At 67.8% G+C, this 19861-nt stretch carries 14 protein-coding genes; 10 read left to right on the plus strand and 4 right to left on the minus strand.

Going from position 1 to position 19861, the window contains the following annotated elements:
• Positions 1 to 88: 88 nt before the first annotated feature.
• Genes ET475_RS03210 through ET475_RS03220 form a run of 3 tightly spaced genes read left to right on the plus strand, consistent with a single transcriptional unit; the run spans position 89 to position 5039 of the window.
• A complete protein-coding gene (locus ET475_RS03210; RefSeq protein WP_129385960.1) occupies positions 89 to 1846 on the plus strand; it encodes a glycoside hydrolase family 35 protein in 1758 nt (585 codons plus the stop codon).
• On the plus strand, positions 1846 to 2829 hold the full coding sequence (locus ET475_RS03215) for a serine hydrolase domain-containing protein (RefSeq protein ID WP_129385962.1): 984 nt from the start codon (positions 1846 to 1848) through the stop codon (positions 2827 to 2829). The genes ET475_RS03210 and ET475_RS03215 overlap by 1 nt, the downstream gene beginning before the upstream one ends.
• Before the next feature lie 50 nt (positions 2830 to 2879).
• Positions 2880 to 5039: a beta-galactosidase gene (locus ET475_RS03220; protein WP_129385964.1), complete on the plus strand. Its 2160-nt coding sequence runs from the start codon at positions 2880 to 2882 to the stop codon at positions 5037 to 5039.
• Positions 5040 to 5073: 34 nt separating this feature from the next.
• Here the strand turns inward: ET475_RS03220 and ET475_RS03225 are convergent, their stop codons facing one another.
• A complete protein-coding gene (locus ET475_RS03225) occupies positions 5074 to 6081 on the minus strand; it encodes a TAXI family TRAP transporter solute-binding subunit (RefSeq protein WP_242497749.1) in 1008 nt (335 codons plus the stop codon).
• Positions 6082 to 6151: 70 nt separating this feature from the next.
• Positions 6152 to 8299 carry a TRAP transporter permease gene (locus ET475_RS03230; RefSeq protein WP_129385966.1) on the minus strand — a complete coding sequence of 716 codons (2148 nt, stop codon included), beginning with the start codon at positions 8297 to 8299 and terminating at the stop codon, positions 6152 to 6154.
• 100 nt (positions 8300 to 8399) lie between these two features.
• On the opposite strand from ET475_RS03230, the gene ET475_RS03235 reads away from it, so the two are divergent.
• The 3 genes from ET475_RS03235 to ET475_RS03245 are packed head-to-tail and all read left to right on the plus strand — an operon-like array spanning position 8400 to position 11400.
• Positions 8400 to 9056: a response regulator transcription factor gene (locus ET475_RS03235; RefSeq protein ID WP_129385968.1), complete on the plus strand. Its 657-nt coding sequence runs from the start codon at positions 8400 to 8402 to the stop codon at positions 9054 to 9056.
• 2 nt (positions 9057 to 9058) lie between these two features.
• Positions 9059 to 10465: a sensor histidine kinase gene (locus tag ET475_RS03240; protein ID WP_129385970.1), complete on the plus strand. Its 1407-nt coding sequence runs from the start codon at positions 9059 to 9061 to the stop codon at positions 10463 to 10465.
• Positions 10462 to 11400 (plus strand): TAXI family TRAP transporter solute-binding subunit, encoded by a 939-nt coding sequence (locus ET475_RS03245; RefSeq protein WP_129385972.1) that lies wholly within the window; start codon positions 10462 to 10464, stop codon positions 11398 to 11400. The genes ET475_RS03240 and ET475_RS03245 overlap by 4 nt, the downstream gene beginning before the upstream one ends.
• A 71-nt stretch (positions 11401 to 11471) precedes the next feature.
• Here the strand turns inward: ET475_RS03245 and ET475_RS03250 are convergent, their stop codons facing one another.
• A complete protein-coding gene (locus ET475_RS03250) occupies positions 11472 to 13862 on the minus strand; it encodes a rhamnogalacturonan lyase (RefSeq protein WP_165310710.1) in 2391 nt (796 codons plus the stop codon).
• A 122-nt stretch (positions 13863 to 13984) separates the two neighbouring features.
• A complete protein-coding gene (locus ET475_RS03255) occupies positions 13985 to 14989 on the minus strand; it encodes a LacI family DNA-binding transcriptional regulator (RefSeq protein WP_129393607.1) in 1005 nt (334 codons plus the stop codon).
• 161 nt (positions 14990 to 15150) lie between these two features.
• Between ET475_RS03255 and ET475_RS03260 the strand changes: the two genes are divergently transcribed.
• Genes ET475_RS03260 through rhaS form a run of 4 tightly spaced genes read left to right on the plus strand, consistent with a single transcriptional unit; the run spans position 15151 to position 19805 of the window.
• Positions 15151 to 16656 carry a sugar ABC transporter ATP-binding protein gene (locus ET475_RS03260; protein ID WP_129385974.1) on the plus strand — a complete coding sequence of 502 codons (1506 nt, stop codon included), beginning with the start codon at positions 15151 to 15153 and terminating at the stop codon, positions 16654 to 16656.
• Positions 16653 to 17675 (plus strand): ABC transporter permease, encoded by a 1023-nt coding sequence (locus ET475_RS03265; RefSeq protein ID WP_129385976.1) that lies wholly within the window; start codon positions 16653 to 16655, stop codon positions 17673 to 17675. The genes ET475_RS03260 and ET475_RS03265 overlap by 4 nt, the downstream gene beginning before the upstream one ends.
• A complete protein-coding gene (locus tag ET475_RS03270; RefSeq protein WP_129385978.1) occupies positions 17672 to 18706 on the plus strand; it encodes an ABC transporter permease in 1035 nt (344 codons plus the stop codon). Before ET475_RS03265 ends, ET475_RS03270 begins: the two co-directional genes overlap by 4 nt.
• Before the next feature lie 58 nt (positions 18707 to 18764).
• Complete coding sequence (gene rhaS / locus ET475_RS03275; protein WP_129385981.1) at positions 18765 to 19805, plus strand: rhamnose ABC transporter substrate-binding protein; 1041 nt, start codon at positions 18765 to 18767, stop codon at positions 19803 to 19805.
• Positions 19806 to 19861 lie beyond the last annotated feature (56 nt).

Below are 19861 nucleotides of genomic sequence, written 5' to 3' on the forward strand. Positions count from 1 at the left end.
ATGTGGTCTCGCGAATTCCATATCGAATTTCCCCGGCACCCGCGGAGCGGGAGGGGCGGGGAAAGCGCTTGCCGGATAGGGTGATCACATGACGGAAACCTCACGCTTCCGGATCGGCGAGACCGACTTCCTGCTCGACGGCCGCGCACACCGCATCATCTCCGGCGCGATGCACTACCCGCGCATCCACCCCGACCTCTGGCGCGACCGCATCCGCACAGCCAAGCTCATGGGCCTGAACGCCATCGAGACCTATGTCGCCTGGAACGCCCACGAACCGGTGCGCGGCCAGTGGCGAGAAGACGGTGACGTCGACCTCGGCCGCTTCCTCGACATCGTCGCCGAAGAGGGACTGCACGCGATCGTGCGCCCCGGCCCATACGTGTGCGCCGAGTGGCACAACGGCGGCCTGCCCACCTGGCTCACGGCCGAGCCCGGCATCCGCCTGCGCAGTTCCGACCCGCGCTACCTCGCCGAAATCACCGGATACCTCGAGAAGGTCAACGCGATCATCGCGCCACGCCAGATCGACACCGGCGGATCGGTGATCCTCGTGCAGATCGAGAACGAATACGGCGCCTACGGCAGCGACACCGCCTACCTCGACCACCTCGTGCGCCTCACCCGGGCCGCGGGCATCACGGTGCCGCTCACCCAGGTCGACCAGCCCATCGCGCACATGCTCGAGAACGGCGCCCACCCCGCCCTGCACAAGACCGGCTCGTTCGGCGGCCGCATCCACGAACGTCTGGCCACTTTGCGCGAGCACCAGAGCACCGGCCCGCTGATGTGCATGGAGTTCTGGTGCGGCTGGTTCGACCACTGGGGCGAGAAGCACCACACGACCTCGGCCGAAGACAGCGCCGCCGACCTCGAACTGCTGCTGGCCGCCGGCGCCTCGGTGAACATCTACATGGTGCACGGCGGCACCAACTTCGGCCTGACCGCCGGCGCGAACGACTCGGGGCGCTACCTGCCGATGACCACCAGCTACGACTACGACGCCCCGATCAGCGAGGCGGGCGAGATCACCGAGAAGTTCCGCGCTTTCCGCGAGGTGATTGCCCGGCACGCGCCGGTGCCCGACGAGCCGCTGCCCGAGCCGCACGACGCACCCGTGCTGGCTGCGGCCCTGCATCTCGTCTCGAACCCGCTGGCCGACGCCACGACCGACCGGGGCGAGTTCCCCGCTCCCCCGACCTTCGACGAGCTCGGCCCCGACATCGCGCTCGCCGAGTACACGGCATCCGTTCCCGGCAGCGGCGTGCTCGCCGCCGACGTGCGCGACATCGCGTGGATCTCGCGTGACGGCACGTCGGTCGGCACCCTGCAGCGCACGCTCGGCGACCACAGCCTGGCGCTGCCGGCCGGCGACACGCTCACCCTGCGCGTCGAAGAGACCGGCCGCGTGAACTACGACACCAAGATCGGCGAGCCGAAGGGGCTCATCGGCACCCCGCGGCTGAACGGCGAGCCGATCGACGGCCCCTGGCGGGTGCGCACGATCGATGTCTTCGCTCTCGAGAGTGCGGTGCGGGATGCCGCAGCCGACGATGCCGCGGCCAGCGGCCCGATTGCCGGCCCGGCGGGGCTGCGCGCCACTTTCGCGCTCGACGAGCCGGCCGATCTCTTCCTCGACACCCGAGGCTGGGGCAAGGGATACGCCTGGGTCAACGGATTCTTCCTCGGACGCTACTGGCGGCGGGGCCCGCAGCGTACGCTGTACGTTCCGGTCCCCGCGACGCGCGCGGGGCAGAACCACATCGTCATCGTCGAACTGGAGACGATGACCGACGCCACGGCGCGCTTCGTCGCGCGCCCCGATCTGGGACACGAGGTGGAGTGATGGTGTTCGACGCCGCATTCGCATGGGTGCGCCGGCACATCGACGCGGGGCGCTTGCCCGGTGCCGTGCTCGGCGTGACCGACGCGCACGGTGCGACCGCGCTCGAGGCGTTCGGCCAGGTGCACGGTCGTGCCACGCGCACCGACGATGTCTACCCGCTGTTCTCGATCACCAAGGTGCTCACCGGGATCACCGCCGCACGGGCTGTCGAACGCGGGCTGCTGACCTTGAACACGCCCCTGTCCGATGCCCTGCCGGGCTTCGGCGTCGCTCGAGATGACACCGTACGACTGTGGCACCTCGGCAGCCATACCTCGGGCATCTCCGAGCCGCCGCTGGACACCCCGCTGCCGCTGCGCGAAGAACTGCTCACCCGCGGGCGTGACTTCGTCGCAGGCACCGCGTCACGCTACTCCACCCTCGCCTCCGAGGGCATCGCCGCGCTGATCGAGCACGCCGAAGGACGAACCTGGGATGCCGCACTCGGCGAGTGGGCGGCCGGCATCGGCGCCGGCGGCCTGACCCTTGACCCCGAGCATCCCGTCCCGGTCATCGATGCGGCACAGGCGGGTCTGGACATGGCGCGCTTCCGCGCGACCCGCTCCCCCGGCGCCGGACTCGCCGGTCGCGCCGACGACCTGCTGTGTGTCGGACGCGAGCTGCTGCGCATCGGCGCGGGCGCGGCCGACAGCATCGTCAAGCCGGCAACGCTTCAGATGATGCGACGCCCGCTGACCGGCGACATCCCGCGCCTGGAACCATACCCGGCCGCCCGCGGACAGGACTGGGGCTTCACCTGGAATCTGCGCTCGCGCGCACCGGGTCTGATCGACCGTGACACCTACGGCCACGGCGGCTGGTCGGGCACCGAGTTCTGGGTGCACCCGACGGCGGGCATCGCCTGGGTGCTGCTGACGAACCAGGCGATGCGCCCGGGCGTCGACGTTGACGAACTCGACAACGCGATCGTCGGGGCGAGGTGAGCCACCGGGTGCGTCACCGCGGGTGGGATCATCCCCCGCACACGGCACCGATGCCGACCGCCGCCGAGGCCGCGCACGCGCTCACTGTCACCGACCGGGCGCTGCGGCGGGGAGATGCCGCGTGGATTCCCATCTCGGGTGAGATCCACTTCAGTCGCGTGCCTCGTCACCGATGGCGGGAACGACTGCGCCAACTGACGGCGAACGGCGTGACCGTCGCTTCGAGCTATGTGCTCTGGCTGCATCATGTCGCCGAGCGCGGGCATCCACGTTTCGACGGCAATCTCGATGTGGCCGCATTCATCGACGAATGCGCGGATGCCGGTCTTCAGGTCGCCCTGCGGATCGGTCCCTGGGCTCATGCCGAGGCCCGAAACGGCGGATTCCCCGACTGGGTGCAGCGCACCCCGGTGGCACACCGCACCGATGACCCGGGCTATCTCGCGCTGGTGCGCGAATGGTTCGCGCAGCTCGCCGAGGCTCTTGACGGCAGGGCCCGCCCCGGTGGGCCCGTGCTGGCGATCCAGCTGGAGAACGAACTGTACGACCGCCCCGATCACCTGCGCACTCTCAAGCGTCTCGCGCAGGAGGCGGGGATCGCCGCCCCACTGTGGACCGCCACGGCCTGGGGCGGCGCCGAGCTGCCCGATGGCGAGGTCTTCCCCCTTTGGGGCGGCTACGCCGACGGCTTCTGGGTCGATCCCGATGACGGCTGGCAGCCGAACTTCCGCGCGCACTTCCTCCCCTCCCACCAGTGGGACGACCCGGGCGTGGGCATCGACGTGCGCCGGGCGCAGGGATTCGGATCCACGGCGAGCGCGGGGCTGGCCGGCTTCCCTCCGGCCACCTGCGAACTGGGCGGCGGCATGGCCGCGGCCTATCACCGGCGACCGGTGCTGGCAGCGCGCGACATCGCCGCACTCGCGCACGTGAAGATCGGCAACGGATCGGCGTGGCAGGGCTACTACATGTATGCGGGCGGAGTGAACCCCGGGCCCGGACTGCAGGAATCACACGACACCGGGTATCCCAACGATCTGCCGCAGCTCGGATACGACTTTCACGCCCCCATCGCCCAGTCCGGTGATCTGGCAGCCTCGGCCGGCCTGCTGCGGATGCAGCATGCGTTCCTCGACGCCTTCGGCCCGCTGCTCGGCGACATGTCATCGACGCTGCCCGACACGCGACCCGACGGCGTCGACGACCGTACGACCCTGCGCTGGGCGCTGCGCTCCGACGGCGCCAGCGGCTTTGTGGTGGTCTCGCATCATCAGCCCTACTCACAGCTCGCCGATGTTCCCGAGGTACGGCTGCGCGTCGAGCTCGACGAGGCGACGGTCGATTTTCCGGCGATGACGGTTCCGGCGGGAACGCTCGCGCGTTGGCCGGTGCGGCTGCCGCTCGGCGACGCGATAGTGGATTGGGCCACGGCATCCGCCCTCACCGTCATACCGGGCCGGCGACCGACCCTCGTGCTCGTCGAAGATGCGGGAATCCCCGCGCGCATCAGCATCGACGGCGTCACCCACCCCCTGACGCCGGGCCGGAAAACCCGGGTGTTCGGCAGCCTGGCCGTGCTCACTCTGCCGCACGACGCGCAGCCGTGGGTGCAGCCCTGCGCTGGCGGGCAGCGGCGCTTGCTGCTGTCCTCGGCCGAGCTGGCGTGGGACGGCACGGGATGCCTCTTCGCCCGCGGCGGCGATGGGATCGAGGCGTACGAAGCCGGCGAATGGCGGATGCTGCGAGCCGGCCGGGGCGCTGACCCCGTCGAGGAACTCGCCGCGCAGCCGCTGCGTGAGCCGGGCATCGTCCCGCCCGACTACGGCTTGCGCGGGCGCCGCCATTCCGCGCCCACGGCAGCGCGCTTCGAGTCCCTCGCCGGTGTCTGGACCCTGTCGATCCCGGCGGCCGCGTTCGAGGCCGATGCCGTCATCGACATCGATTGGGCGGGGGATGTCGCACAGCTGCGTGTGAACGACCGGATCGTCGACGATCGGTTCTGGGACGGCACGCGCTGGTCAGTGGCGGTGCGGGAAGTCGGCATCGGCCCGGGCGACCGGGTCACCGTGCACATCCTGCCCCTCTCGCCCGACGCGACCACCTGGCTGCCTGCTGCCGCCCACCGGCAGCGTGGCCCCGCGCAGCTCGTCGAGCTGCGCGGGGCCACGCTGCGCCGGAGGGGCGCATGGGAACAGGTGCCCGCCGGCTGAGAACGACCGGGGCTGCCTCCACCCCCGATCAGCCTTACTTGCCGGCGAGCGCTTCCAGGGCCTCCTTGGCACCCGGGTGCAGGGGGATCGGATCGGTCTGTGTCGCCGTGGCGGCATCGAACTCGCTTGCGGCCGCATGCACCTGTGCTAGCTTGTCGACGTTGCTCCAGATGGTGTCGGTGATGTCGCACGCGGTCGCATCGTCCATATCGCCCCGCACCAGCAACATGTTCGGCACGATGATCGTCGGCACATCGGCGTCAAGACCGTACGTGTCGGCCGGAATCGCCCCCTTCTGATAGACCGGGCTGATCTTCTGCATTCCCGCCAGTTCCGGCGTGACATCGAGGAACTCGACCGTGCCGGCGTCCATCGTGAAAAGCTCCGTGAGATTGGGGGTGGGCAGTCCCCCCGACCAGAAGATGGCATCGAGAGTGCCGTTGCGCAGCTCATCGACGCTCGTGGCGAGATCGAGCCGTTGCGTCGTCACGTCGGTGTCGGGGTCAAGGCCCGCGGCCTCGAGCAGTCGAAGAGCTATCACCTCGGTGCCTGACTTCGGCGACCCGGTCGAAACCGTCTTGCCTGCCATGTCGGCGACCGTATGGATGCCGCTGTCCTTTCGCACAATCACCTGCGTGTAGTTCGAGTGGATTCGCCCCAGCGCCTTCACCGGCTGTGGTTCGCTGAATGATCCGGTGCCGTTGACCGCGTCCGATGCGGTATCGGCAAGCGAGAACGCGATGTCGTAATCACCCGCGACGAGCTGCTCGATGTTCTGCACCGAGGCTCCGGTCTCGGCGGCGGTGACACGCAGATCTGTCTCGGTGCTGAGCACGTCAGAGATCGCCCCGCCCAGAACGTAGTACACGCCGGTGGAGTTACCGGTGGCGATCGTCAGCTGCTGGGCTGGGGCGACGCAGGCCTCGCCCGAGCCGGCTGCCACCGGCTCGCGCGATTGCTGGCCTCCGCACGCTGTCATCAGCAGCGCCGACGCCGCCGCGACGGCGAACATCGCTGAGATCCGGAGTTTGGAAGTGGTCATCTGTTTTTCCTCTCGATGATGGTCAGGACTGTCACGCGGTCAGAAGCGGATGGGATGCCGCGGCAACTGCTCACGACGCCGACGCGATCATGCCCGCCGGGGAATCGAGCCGCCGACGGCCACGGCGCCGACGCAGCCCGTTGAGAACCACGGCCGCAGCGATGAAGACCAGGCCGATGCCGATCGAGGCCGGCACGAGGTACAGGCAGCACAGCGCACCCAGAAGCAGCAGAGTGCGCTCGGGCCACGAGGCGGGACCCAGCACCCACCCACCGGTGGCGCCGGCAAGGGCTGCGACGGCGATGAGCGAGACGACAGCGGTCCACAGCGAGGTGACAAGTGCACCCTTGAGCAGCAGGGAACCGCCGGCCGGGGTAAGAACGAACGCCAAAGGCACCAGAAACGCCGGCAGGGTGTACTTGGCCGCCTGCCACATCGTCTTGATCGTGTCTCCGCCGGTGATCGCCGCCGAGGCGACGGCGGCCAGCGCGGTGGGCGGCGAGACCTCGGAGAGCACCGCGTAGTAGAAGATGAACATCGCCGCTTCGGGCCGCGCCACGCCCAGCGTGATAAGCGCCGGGCCGATGATCACCCACGAGATGATGAACGACGCGGTCACCGGCACGGCCAGGCCGAGCAGGATGATCGCTATCGCCGCGAGCACGCAGGTGATGATCAGGGTGACGGCCGGCTCGTCGCTGATGGCCTCGGCGAGCGAGACGAGCAGGCGGGCGAACGTGAGTCCGATGCCGGTCTTCACGATGACGCTCGTGATGATGCCGGCTGCCGCGCACACCGCGACCACCGGCATCGCACTGCGGATGCCGCTGGCGAGACTGCGGTACAGCTCGCCGAGGTAGCTGAGCACCGCCGCGGGAAGTCGCTGGACGACTGCGTCGTCGTCGAGCGGATCACGCCGCGACACCGTGCGCTCGACCAGCCCGAACAACGCGGCCACCAGCGTCGCATACACGATCGACCGGAACGGCGGCAGCCCGACCGCCAGGAAGAAGATGATCACCGCCAGCGACAGAAAGTGGTACCCGAAGCGGGCGACCAGCTTGCCGAGATGCTTACGCGGCACGTCCACCGCCTGGGTCGCGAAGCGCCGGGCGTCGATCTCGACGGCCAAGAAGATGCCGACGTAGTACAGGATCGTGGGGATGATGGCCCAGATCATCACCTCGAGATACGACACCTGCAGGTACTCGGCGATGATGAAAGCGGCCGCCCCCAACGTCGGGGGCGAGAGGATCGCGCCGATGCCCGCAGCCGCCAGCATGCCGCCCGCATTGTTGCGGGGATATCCGGCACGGCGCAGGATCGGCCAGGCAAGAGACCCGAGGGTCACGGCCGTCGCCGTGCCCGATCCCGACACGGTGCCCAGCAGAAAGCCGCTGGTGACCACGGTTCGCCCCGAGGCCGACCGCGAACTGGGGAACAGCGAGAACGAGAAGTCGATGAAGAAGCGCCCCGCCCCGGTCGCCGAGAGCACCGCGCCGTAGATGATGAACAGCACGATGTAGGTGGCGGCCACCCCCAGCGGCGTGCCGAAGAATCCCGACTGGTCGTTGTAGAACCCGTTGATGATCTGGTCGAAGTCCACGCCGGCGTGGCTGATGGCCCAGTCCATCGGCAGAAATCCGCCATAGTACGCGTAGAGGAAGAACACGATGCAGAAGATCGGCAGCACGAGGCCGGTGGTGCGGCGGGTCGCCTCGAGAATGAGCACGGTCAGCGCGGTGCCAGCGATCACATCGACGACCCCGAGCATGCCTTGACGATTCAGGAACGCGTCGAACCCACCACCGCCATCGCCGATCACGAGGGGAAGGATCGGGTACGTGCACACGAAGAGGGTGACCGCCGTGAGCGCCCAGTCCCACCCGGTGGGCGCGTCGGAGCGCAGCGGGTTCCGACGATGCTTGCGCCCTCGATAGAGAAGGAAGGTCAGCGGCAGCGTGACCGAGAGGAAGACGATCAGCGAGAACTGCTTTCCCTGGGGCAGCGGATAGAACACCTGATACAGCACGAACAGCGACACGACGAAGCAGTACGCCGTGATCGCGCGGTCAAGGCGTGCCTGCAGGCGTCGCGCCGGGCGCTCCTCATCGAACTCGGCGATGATGTCGTCGGGGACCGCCGTCGGTGATGCGACATCGTGCGTGCCGGTCGTGGCCGCCGTGGCGGTCGTGGGTTCTACTTCGTCGTAGGACATGCCGACACGGTAGGCCGGGGGCAGGATGCCGCACCCCGGTCGGGTGCAATCCTTACATCCCCTTTACATTCGGGCCGATCCTGATCAATAGACTGCGAGGATGCGGGTGCTCATCGCTGAGGACGACGCCTCGGTCGCGACGGCGCTGGCGGCAGCGCTCACGCAGAGCGGCCACCGGGCCGAGCCGGTGGCGCGCGGCGGCGATGTGCTGCTGCGCCATCACGACTTCGACGCGCTCATGCTCGACCTCGGCCTCGAAGACACCGACGGATTCGACGTCATCAGGCGTCTCCGGCTCGTGACCGATCTGCCGGTGCTCGTGGTCACGGCACGGGGCGATGAGCGCTCGACAGTGCTGGCGCTGCGCCTGGGCGCCGACGACTATCTCGTCAAGCCCGTGCGCCTACGGGAGCTGCTGGCGCGCTTGGATGTGGTAGCACGCCGGCGACACCACACGGAATCACCCGCGCTCGTGCGCACCGGCACGCTGGAAGTCGATCTCGTGGCGCGGCGCGTGAGCGCGGCAGGCGAGGAACTCGCGCTGACTCCGACCGAGTTCGCGCTGCTGGGTGTTCTGGCCCGCAGAGTCGGTGCAGCAGTGAGCCGTGAGCAGATACTCGACGAAGTGTGGGCAGACGCCTATGCCGCCACGTCGCGGGCATTCGACGTGCATCTCGCCCAGCTGCGTCAGAAGTTGCCCGAGGCCGACGTCATCACCACTATTCGCGGCTACGGGTACCGGTTGGAAGCACGGTAGCGATGCGCGTCCAGGTGCTGCTGCCGCTCGTGCTGTTCAGCCTGCTGGCGGTGCTCGCCATCGTCATTCCGGTGGGCGAGTCGATAGCTGTCTCACGCACCCAGCAACTCGAACTCGCGCGGGCATCCTCGATGGACCACATCGTGCGGCTCGGAGAGAATGCGCTCACCTCCGGCGACACCACATCACTCGCGCGCTACCTCGCGCGCTTCGGCAGCGTTTCTCACGAGTCGGTCATCGTCCTCGACGGCGAAGGCGACCAGATAGCGAAGGTCGGCGTGCTCTCGGCAGACGATCCCGCTGTGCGCTCTCATGCCCTCGCGTCCTCACGCAACCTGCCGCAGTGGCAACTGCCGACGCTCACACCGTGGAGTGTGGGTGCACCCCTGGTGTCCAAGCCGATTCTCGGCAGCGGGGAACTCAGCATGGGTGTCGTGGTGCTGCAGGTCAACACGACTGCGGCACGTCACGATGTCGCCGCAGCCTGGCTGCTGGTCGCCCTGGTTGCGCTGCTGGTCATCGGTCTGCTCGTCGGCGCCTCGCTGTGGTGGACGAACTGGGTACTGCGCCCGGTGCGGGCGCTGGATGAAGCGACGAACGCGTTCGGCGAGCATCACGACGTACGACTGGTCGCCGCGACCGGTCCACCCGAGCTGCGCCGACTCGCGGCATCCTTCTCACGCATGGCACGCGGCATCGAAGAGACCCTCGTGCAGCAGCGCAACTTCGTCGCCGATGCTTCCCACCAGTTGCGAAACCCGCTCGCGGCCATTCGCCTGCGCATTGACGCGCTGGCAGGCGTTGGCCACGGTGCCCGCAGCCTCGAGACGGTGGACGCCGATCTTGATCGCCTCGAGTCGACGGTCGGACGGATGCTGGTGCTCGCCGATGTCGAACATCGGGCGACGGCGCGCGCGAGCGGTGACACGACGACCATCGACGCCTCGTTCCGCGAGCACACCGTACCGTCAGCGGCTGCGCTGGCCGAACCGTTCCGGCCGCTCGTGGACGCCGCGGGTCAGACGCTCATCACCGAAGGCACAACGGAGGTGCGCCTGGCCTGCCGGCGATCGGATCTGGAAGAGATCGTGGCGACCCTCCTCGAGAACGCCGGCAAATATGCCGGCGAGGGCGCCATCGTGCGACTCTGCCTTGCCCAGGAGTCGCATCCCGACGGCGATGTCGTCTCGGTGAGTGTCAGTGATGACGGGCCGGGGCTCGACGACGCCGAACTCGCGCAGGCAGGCACGCGGTTCTGGCGCTCAGCGCGGCACCGCGGGCAGCCCGGGACCGGACTCGGCCTGGCGATCGTCGGACAACTCGTGCGTGCGAACGGCGGAACACTGCGCATCGACCGGGCTGCCGAGGGCGGGCTGCGTATCGTCATGCGATTCGAGGCGATCGTATGACGGGTGTGCTCCTGTCACGTCGCGCCCTGTTGCTCTCTCTCGTCGGGGCCACGGCAGTCGTTCTGACCGGGTGCGGCCCGGGTGAGACACCGACCAACATGCGCATGGCATGCGGAGAACCCGGCGGCACCTACATCCGTTTCGGCCACCTCCTGGGCAGTGCCGTCGTGGCCGAAGGCGTGGCCCGATCGATGACGGCGGTGCCCACGGACGGCAGCATCGAGAACATCGCCCTGCTTCGTGCCGGCGATGTCGATCTGGCGATCGCCCTTGCCGACTCAGCGGCGATCGACCCGCACGGACTCGTCTCGATCGGTCGGGTCTATCAGAACTACCTCCAGTGCATAGTGCCGATCGGGGGTCCCGTCACAGCGGCCGCCGATCTCGCCGGGCGTACCGTGTCGATCGGCGCCCCGGAATCGGGAACCGCCGAGACTTCGCGCCGGGTTCTTGATGCGCTCGGCCTGACCTCGGGCGAACACGCCGCCACAGTGGTGGAGCTCAACCTCGCCGATGCGGTCACCGCACTTCAGACCGGTCGCATCGATGCCCTGATGTGGTCGGGAGGAATCCCCGTGCCCGAACTCGACCGGCTCGACGGCGTCATGCCGGTGACTCTCGTGGATCTGAGCGGGGCGATGGCGCGGCTGGGGGCCACCTCCCCCGCGTACCAGCCGACCGTCGTTCCGGCCGGGATGTACGGGCTGGCAGAGCCGATGCCGACGATCGGCGTTCCCAATTTTCTCCTCTCCCGCGCAGATCTTCCCGATGCCATCGCCACCGCGCTCGTGGACATCCTGATCGACGACGCGGTGCGACTCGTTCCCGAGCGCTCAGCGGGCCTGCAGTATCTGACGCCGTCGAGCCTCATCGACACCGGGGCGATGCCCTTGCACCCCGCCGCCCGGCGGCGCTATCTGGAACGCTACGGCTGACTCGAACAGCACGGCGCAACGCCGTCACGCGCAGGGGCGGAGCAGGTGTGACCCTGCCCCGCCCCGTGCGGTCAACGGAATCGGCAGTGCGAGCCCGAAGCGTTTCCGTGGCCCGAGCCGCTCTTCTGACACTGGTCACTGCGCGACGCGTACAGCGGCACGTTGCGGAAGTCCATGTCCGAGGCCAGGTAGAAGCTCGTATAGCTCGGCTGGTTGTACGTCGTCTGCTGACGTGCGACCTCGGCCCGGTACTGCGGGTCGGCCATGAGCGTGTAGAGCTTGTGCGTCGTCAGCTCGGTGCTCACATACAGCCGGAGCGCGCTGGAGTCGGCGGTGCGCACGAGCATCTCCTCACGCCAGTCGCCGAGCACATCGGCGACCAGACTCGGGTTGCCCTTCGTGCCGTTGTTGGTCAGCGTTCCGGTCGCGGTGAGCATCGTGCCACGCGTCCAGTCGTCGATCGTCGGGGTCACATCTCCGGCGCCGTTCACTATCTGCGTGGTCATGTCACCGGCCCAGCGGATGGACTGGTTCGTGCCCGGATTCGTCGCCGACAACACCTCGCCCTTCGCCGAAAGCAGGCCCGAGGCATCCGTTCCCGCCGGCATGCTGGACCACACCTCGATCCCGGGAACGTCGGGACGCACGTCGCCGATCATGCCGCGACCGGTGTCTTTGCCCGAGTACGCACCGAACAGCACCTCGCCGGTCTTCGCGTCGCGCATCGCGGTGCCGTACGGCGCGCCGCTGGCACCCTCGTGCACGGTGAAGATCTCCAGCCCCGGGCGGTCAGGGTCGATGTCGGCCACGTGCATGGCATCGCCGTGCCCGAGGCGCGCGTCGGCGCCCGGGTCGGCACTGCCGGCGGGAAGCGTGTCGAACGACGAATACAGCAGGCTGCCGTCGTCGTCGAGCGTCGCCGAACCATAGACGATCTCCTGCTTGCCGTCGCCGTCGACATCGGCTGCACTCAGGCTGTGGAAGCCCTGCGTCGTGATCGATCCATACACCGGGTCGGTGCCATCACGCCCATGTGGCGAGTCGTTGAATGGGTTCGTCATCGGCACCCAGCCGCTGTCGACGAACCAGCGCTGGGTCAGGTTCTTGCCGTCCCAGTCGTAGGTGCCGATCGTGGCACGCGTGTAGTAGCCGCGGGCGAAGACGGCCGAGGGGTGCTCACCGTCGAGGTAGGCGACACCCGAGAGAAAGCGGTCGACCCGGTTGCCCGGCTCGATGCGCGACATCGCGTAGTCGCCCCACAGCAGTCCGTCGTCGGTGCGTCCCGGCTGGTAGCGCACGGTCTTGAGTTCCTTGCCGCTGGCGCCGTCGAACACCGTGAGGTACTCGGGGCCGTCGATGATGAAGCCCTCGAAGTTGCGCAGCTTGTTGTTCGCGCTGCGTGCGGGCGCATACACGTCGATGAAGTAGTCGACGAGGTCTTCCGCGTCTGCGCGCGAGAGCGGGTACTCGTGCGTCACGGGAATCCCGAGCGCCTCTTCGATCGTGGCCGGCCACTGGCCCGAGGTCACCTCGTCGCGCGTGCTCCATCCCTGGAACACATCGGCCAGGTGCGCCGCATAGTCATCGGCGCTCAGGCGATAGTCATCGGTGTTGGAGTACCCGGCCTTCACGTCATCGCGCAGCATCGTGATGTACGACGACGACTTCACCTTGCCGTTGGCCGCGTACTGCGTCGTCTTGGTGCCGGGCGCGGTCTTCATCATGATCTCGGCGCGGCCGTCGCCGTCGAAGTCGTAGACGAGAAACTGGGTGTAGTGCGCACCTGCCCGGATGTTCACCCCGAGGTCGATGCGACTGCGCAGCGTGCCGTCGAGCTCATAGGTGTCGATGTAGACCGGGCCGGTGTAGCCGACCTGCGAGACGTCTTTGGAGTTCGAGGGGTCCCATTTGACGATGTACTCGTACTCGCCGTCGCCGTCGACATCGCCCACCGAGGTGTCGTTGGCCGAATAGGTGTAGCTCTCACCAGCCGGCGTCACGCCGTCGGCGGGCTTGCGCAGCGGGATGTCGATGTGGTTCTCAGCGAGCGGCTTCACGGTCTCGCTGGCCTTGCCGACTTTGCCCCGGGTCACCGGCGCCACACGGTAGCGGTCGCCGCTGTCACCGGCCGCGTCGAGGTAGTTCGTGCTGTCGGTGACCGTGGCGATGCGCCGACCGTTGCGATACACCGCGAAGTCGGTGCCGGTGAGCCCGGATGCTGTGGCTCCGGTGGCCTCCGATGCCTGCAGCCGCCAGCTGAGGAACACCCCGTTGCCGGTCTGGGCGGCCACCAGGCCTCGGTCGAGCTTCTCCATCGTCGGGGTCTGCGCATGCGACGACCCGCCCTTGGTGGTCGCACGTGCGGCGGTGGTCGCGGTCAACGCGAAGCCGCCGGCCAGCAACGCACCGGTCGTGAGGACGGCGAGCGTCCTGCGCAGGCGAACAGGGGATCTCTTCAGCATTGAATCGTTCCAATCATAGGGATAGCGTTTTCCCAGCAGCGTGAGCGAGCCTATTGACTGCGGCGACCCAGCGTCAACGGTGTCCGCATGAGACATCGCTCATCTGCGATGTCTCCTCTCCGTCACACAGAGACGGTGGATGCCCGAACCACGAGCTCGGGGCGGAAGAGCACCTGCTCGCGTGCCGCCCCGCCGTCGGATGCCGCAGAGAGCAGGTCGACGGCCGTGGAGCCGATCAGTCGCGCCGGCTGACGCACCGAGCTGAGGGGCACCACGGCGGCTGCCGCGAAATCGATGTCGTCATAGCCGATGAGAGCGATGTCGTCGGGAACGCGCACAGCCCCGGCCATCACGAATCCCTGAAGAAGTCCCAACGCCACGAGGTCGTTGGCGGCGAAGATGGCATCGGGACGCTGTGCGGGAGCCCGCTGAGCGATGCGTCGACCTGCAGCGCGCCCCTCATCCACCGTAAGTGCGGCCGTCCCGATGAACTCGAGGGTGGCGTCTGCGACGGCGGCGACCGCCTGCTGCGCCCCGTCGAGCCGGTCGGTCACCTGGCGAAGCGTCGTCGGCCCACCCACGAGACCGAGCTTGCGCCGACCGATGGCCAGCAGGTGCTCGGCCGCCATCCTGCCGCCTTCGACATCGTCGACGGCGACCGACGGAAAATGGCTCTGCTGCGACTCGCGGTCCACCAGCACGACAGGCGTGCCGCGATCGCGCATGCGGCGCAACACCGGAAGATCTTCGGCGATCGGCGTCACGAGCACTCCCGACACACGCTGTTGCTCGAACAGCTCGAGCGCGGATTGCTCTCGTTCGGCCCGCTCGTCGCTGTTGGCCAGGAACACCGACAGCCCGCGCTCGGCCGCCCGGTCTTCTGCGCCTCGGGCGACATCCGTGAAGAACGGGTTGCGCAGGTCGAGCACCACCATGCCTATCGCGCGACTGCGTCCCGCGCGTAGTTGGCGGGCAGCGTCGTTGCGAACGAAGCCGAGGCGTTCGATGGCGGCATGAACCCGCTGCGCGGTCGCCTCGGACACCTTGTCGGGCGCGTTGAGCACGTTGGAGACCGTACCCACCGAGACACCGGCGGCCTCGGCCACATCGCGCACGCTCGCCGTCATCGCGCCCCCTTTGGCGAATACTCTACTGGACGCCACTGAAACGAATCAATTTCGATTGCATCACAACGCCGCATACTCGCTTGACAGCAAATCGACCGCCGACATATTCTGAGACCCGATCTTCTGAAACGATTCATTTCCTTCAACGGAGAGGGGCGCCCATGAGCAGCACGCCGGTGCTGGAACTGCAAGACGTGCAGAAGGCGTTCGGTGCCGTCATCGCGCTGCGCGCGGCCACCATTCGCGTGGATGCCGGCTCGATCCATGCCCTCGTGGGCGAGAACGGCGCCGGCAAGTCCACCCTCGTCAAGATCGTCGCCGGGCTCTACCAGCGCGACGGCGGAACCTTCCGGCTGAAGGGCGAAGAGGTCGATTTCACCTCCACGGCGCAGTCGAAGGCAGCGGGCATCGCCGTCATCTACCAGGAGCCCACGCTCTTTCCCGATCTGTCCGTCACCGAGAACATCTTCATGGGCCGCCAGCCCACCGGCCGCCTTGGCAGAATCGATCGCAAAGCGATGCGTCACGAGGTCGAGCAGCTGTTCACCCGGCTCGGTGTGGTCATCGACCCCGACCGCCCGGCCGAGGGTTTGTCGATCGCCGACCAGCAGGTCATCGAGATCGCCAAGGCGGTCTCGCTGGATGCCTCGCTGCTGATCATGGATGAACCGACCGCCGCGCTGTCCGGCACCGAGGTCGAGCGACTTTTCGCCATCGCACGCAGCCTGCGTGATGAGGGGCGCGCGCTCATCTTCATCTCACACCGGTTCGATGAGGTCTTCGCTCTCTGCGACACCGTCACCGTCATGCGAGACGGCGCATACATCGCCACCAGCGCCATCACCGACACCGATCCCGACCAGATCGTGCGCCAGATGGTCGGCCGGCAGATCACCGAGCTGTTCCCCAAGCAGCAGACCGAGATCGGCGAGCCCCTGCTCGAGGTCGAAGGACTCACCCGCCCAGGCGTCTTCCATGACATCGGCTTCACGGTGCGCGCTGGCGAGATCGTCGGGCTCGCAGGGCTGGTCGGCGCCGGTCGCAGCGAGGTGGTGCGTGCCGTCTTCGGTGTCGACCCCTACGACGAGGGGACTGTGAAGGTCGCGGGAAAAAGGGTCGCTCCCGGCAACCCCTCCGAGGCCATGCGCGCAGGTATCGCGCTCGTGCCCGAAGACCGGCGCAAGCAAGGACTGGTGACCGAATCCAGCGTCGCGCACAACATCACGCTGGCCATCCGCCGTCGGCTGTCGCGCTTCGGGCTGATCACCACCGGAATTGAGAACCGCGCCGCGACCGAGTGGGCGAGCCGGCTCGAAGTGAAAACGCATGCACTGGACACCGTGGCGGCGACACTCTCGGGCGGCAACCAGCAGAAGGTCGTGCTGGCGAAGTGGTTGGCCACCGGACCACGCGTGCTCATCATCGACGAACCGACCCGCGGCATCGACGTCGGCACGAAATCAGAGGTCCATCGACTCCTGTCCGAATTGGCGGGGCAGGGCATGGCGGTGCTGATGATCTCGTCCGAGCTGCCGGAGGTGCTCGGAATGGCCGACCGCGTGCTGGTCATGCGCGAGGGGCGCATCACCGCCGACATCCCCCGCGAACAGGCGACATCCGAAAACGTCATGTTCGCGGCCACTCATGCAACGGAGCAGCAGAAGTGACCACCATCGCGATCCGCACCTCCTCACTGACCAAGACGCTCGGTGCGCTCGGGCGTGCCCGAGAACTCGGCATCCTGCTGGCCGTGGTGCTGGTCGTTGTGGCGGCCACGATCAAGAACCCGGCGTTCCTGTTCAGCCACGACGGCTGGCGCGACCTGCTGCTGACGCCGTCGATCCTGCTGCTGGTGGCCGTGGGACAGGCGGTCGTGATCATCACCCGCAACGTCGACCTGTCGGTGGGCTCGGTGGTCGGTCTGACCGCGTACCTCACCGGCCGCTTGTTCAGCGACATCCCCGGCATCCCCATTGTGCTCGTCGTGCTCGCCGCGATAGTGCTGGGCGGCCTTCTCGGTCTCATCAACGGCGCCCTGGTGGCCTTCGCGAACGTGCCGTCGATGGTGATCACGCTGGGCACGCTCTACGCCTTCCGCGGTATCGATGTCGTCTGGGCCGGCAGCAACCGGGTGAACGCGTCCGACCTGCCGCGCTCCTTCCTGGCCCTCGGAACCGGGCAGCTGCTGTCGATCCCGATCTTGACCATCGTCGCCGTGGTCGTGCTCGTCGCCGCCGGCTGGTACATGCGCAACGCGCGCAGCGGACGCGAGCACTATGCGATCGGATCGGACCCCGCCGCCGCACACCTGTACGGGCTGCGCGTGACCCGCCGCGTGCTGCTCGCCTTCGTGCTCTCGGGCGCTCTGGCCGGGCTGGCCGGTGTGTTCTACGCCGCCCGCTACGGCACTGTCGACTCGCAGGCGGGTTCGGGCTGGGAGTTGCAGGCGGTCGGGGCGGCCGTCATCGGCGGCGTGGCCATCATGGGCGGCGTCGGCACCGTCTGGGGCGCCGCACTGGGCGCCGTGCTGCTGATGACGATAAACCGCGCCCTTCCGGTGCTCGGCATCCCCGATTTCTGGCAAGGGGCCGTGGTGGGTGCCCTCATCATCGGCGCCATCGTGCTCGACCGCGTGCTGGCCGTGCGGCAGAGACGCCGCCTCATCGAAGCGAGGGACGAATCATGACCACCACGACGGCGTCCCCGCGCTCGGTGCGCGACTACACCCATCCCCTCTGGCGTCGGCTGCTGGCCACGCGCGAGTCGGCCATCGTCGGCCTGCTGATCATCGTCGCCGTCGTCGCTGCGACCACGGTGCGCGGATTCAGTCAGCCGATCACCCTGACCTACCTGCTGTTGGATGTCACTCCGATCCTGCTCATCGCCCTGCCGATGACGCTGGTCATGATCACCGGTGAGATCGACCTGTCGGTGGGCAGCATGGTCGGACTCTCCAGCGTGGTGACCGGTGCCCTGGTGCAGGCGCACTGGCCGTTCGGCGTCGCGGCACTTGTGGCTCTGCTGGTCGGTGTTCTCGGTGGCGCAGTGAACGGACTGCTCGTCACCGTCGTCGGCCTGCCCTCGCTGGCGGTCACCATCGGCACCCTGGCACTGTTCCGCGGCATCGCGGTGGGGACATTGGGCACCACGGCGGTCACCGACTTTCCGCAGCAGTGGACCGCCCTGGCCCAGGCGCGCATCTCGGGAACCACTATCCCCTATGTGATGATCCCGTTCCTCATCCTGCTGGCCGTCTTCGCGATAGTGCTCCACTTCACGCCGTTCGGGCGCGGCATCTACGCCGTCGGCCTCTCGAAAGACGCCGCTCGCTTCTCGGGCGTGAACGTCGAGCGCACCAAGCTGATCCTGTTCGTGCTCACCGGGGTGGTCTCGGCCTTCGCCGGTATCTTCTACACGCTGCGCTTCGGCAGCGCCCGTGGAGACAACGCGACCGGCCTGGAACTGCAGGTGATCGCGGCGGTGGTGCTCGGCGGGGTATCGGTGTTCGGCGGTCGCGGCAAGCTGTACGGGGTGGTGGCCGCCGTGCTTCTGATCGGTGCCCTCTCCAGCGCGCTGCGCCTGGCCAATGTCACCTCAGATGTCATCAACATCATCACCGGCGTGCTGCTGGTGATCTCCGTCGTCGCCGCGAGCGTGCTCGCATGGCTGCAGAAGAAGCGACGGCGCCCGAACGCGACGGCCACCACAGCAGGATGACCGGCCGTCCCACCGCCGCCGACATAAGTTGCGGCATCCCGATGAAAGGAACAGAACAATGACGTTTGCACACAAGCGTGTCGCGGCCCTGGCCGCGATCGCGGTGACCGCCGCCCTGGCGCTCACCGGCTGCGCCGACACCGGCCCGGCGACCAGCTCCACCGGTGACACCGGCGGCGACTCCGACAACCTCGCCATCACGTTCCTGCCCAAGAACCTCGGCAACCCGTACTTCGACACCTCGGCAAAGGGCGGCAAGGCCGCGGTCGAGGAGTTCAAGGGCACCTTCAACCAGGTGGGTCCCGCTCAGGCATCGCCCGACGCCCAGGTCAGCTACATCAACACCGCCACCCAGCAGGGGGTGGGTGCGCTGGTCGTCTCGGCCAACGACCCCAAGGCCATCTGCGATGCGCTGAACCAGGCACGTCAGAACGGCGTCAAGGTGGTCACCTTCGACTCCGACACCGATGCCTCGTGCCGTGACCTGTTCGTGAACCAGGCCAGCGCCGACGGCATCGCCAAGGTGCAGGTCGACCTCATCGCCGACCAGATCGGTGACGAAGGCGAGATCGCCATTCTGTCGGCGGCCGCGAACGCGACCAACCAGAACGCCTGGATCGACAAGATGAAGAGCCTGCTGGCCTCGGACCACCCGAACATCTCGCTCGTCGACGTCGTCTACGGAAACGACGACGACCAGACATCGTTCGACAAGACGGCGGCCCTGCTGCAGTCGCACCCGAAGCTGAAGGGCATCGTCTCGCCGACCACCGTCGGCATCGCCGCTGCCGCCCGCTACCTGTCGACCTCGTCGTTCAAGGGCAAGGTCGCGCTGACCGGTCTGGGCACGCCGAACCAGATGCGCGAGTACGTGAAGGACGGCACCGTCGCCAAGTTCGCACTGTGGAACCCCGAAGACCTCGGCTATCTCTCCGCCTTCGCCGCCAAAGCGCTGATCACCGGTGAGATCACCGGTAAGGAAGGCGACACCTTCACCGCCGGAAAGCTCGGCGAGTACAAGGTGGGCGCCGACGGAACCGTTCTGCTGGGCGACCCGTACGTGTTCGACAAGGACAACATCGACCAGTTCGACTTCTAGTCGAGCCACGGCCCGGCCGGCCTCGTGCCGGCCGGGCCCCATCCGAAAGGCACCCC

Origin of the sequence: Microbacterium protaetiae, from assembly GCF_004135285.1 — a bacterium.
Taxonomy (GTDB): Bacteria; Actinomycetota; Actinomycetes; order Actinomycetales; family Microbacteriaceae; genus Microbacterium; species Microbacterium protaetiae.

Excerpts from the sequence above, each read along its gene's own strand:
- ET475_RS03210 (WP_129385960.1), top strand. The coding sequence starts at position 89 with ATGACGGAAACCTCACGCTTCCGGATCGGCGAGACCGACTTCCTGCTC.
- ET475_RS03215 (WP_129385962.1), top strand. The coding sequence starts at position 1,846 with ATGGTGTTCGACGCCGCATTCGCATGGGTGCGCCGGCACATCGACGCG.
- ET475_RS03220 (WP_129385964.1), top strand. The coding sequence starts at position 2,880 with ATGCCGACCGCCGCCGAGGCCGCGCACGCGCTCACTGTCACCGACCGG.
- ET475_RS03225 (WP_242497749.1), bottom strand. The coding sequence starts at position 6,081 with ATGACCACTTCCAAACTCCGGATCTCAGCGATGTTCGCCGTCGCGGCG.
- ET475_RS03230 (WP_129385966.1), bottom strand. The coding sequence starts at position 8,299 with ATGTCCTACGACGAAGTAGAACCCACGACCGCCACGGCGGCCACGACC.
- ET475_RS03235 (WP_129385968.1), top strand. The coding sequence starts at position 8,400 with ATGCGGGTGCTCATCGCTGAGGACGACGCCTCGGTCGCGACGGCGCTG.
- ET475_RS03240 (WP_129385970.1), top strand. The coding sequence starts at position 9,059 with ATGCGCGTCCAGGTGCTGCTGCCGCTCGTGCTGTTCAGCCTGCTGGCG.
- ET475_RS03245 (WP_129385972.1), top strand. The coding sequence starts at position 10,462 with ATGACGGGTGTGCTCCTGTCACGTCGCGCCCTGTTGCTCTCTCTCGTC.
- ET475_RS03250 (WP_165310710.1), bottom strand. The coding sequence starts at position 13,862 with ATGCTGAAGAGATCCCCTGTTCGCCTGCGCAGGACGCTCGCCGTCCTC.
- ET475_RS03255 (WP_129393607.1), bottom strand. The coding sequence starts at position 14,989 with ATGACGGCGAGCGTGCGCGATGTGGCCGAGGCCGCCGGTGTCTCGGTG.
- ET475_RS03260 (WP_129385974.1), top strand. The coding sequence starts at position 15,151 with ATGAGCAGCACGCCGGTGCTGGAACTGCAAGACGTGCAGAAGGCGTTC.
- ET475_RS03270 (WP_129385978.1), top strand. The coding sequence starts at position 17,672 with ATGACCACCACGACGGCGTCCCCGCGCTCGGTGCGCGACTACACCCAT.
- rhaS (WP_129385981.1), top strand. The coding sequence starts at position 18,765 with ATGACGTTTGCACACAAGCGTGTCGCGGCCCTGGCCGCGATCGCGGTG.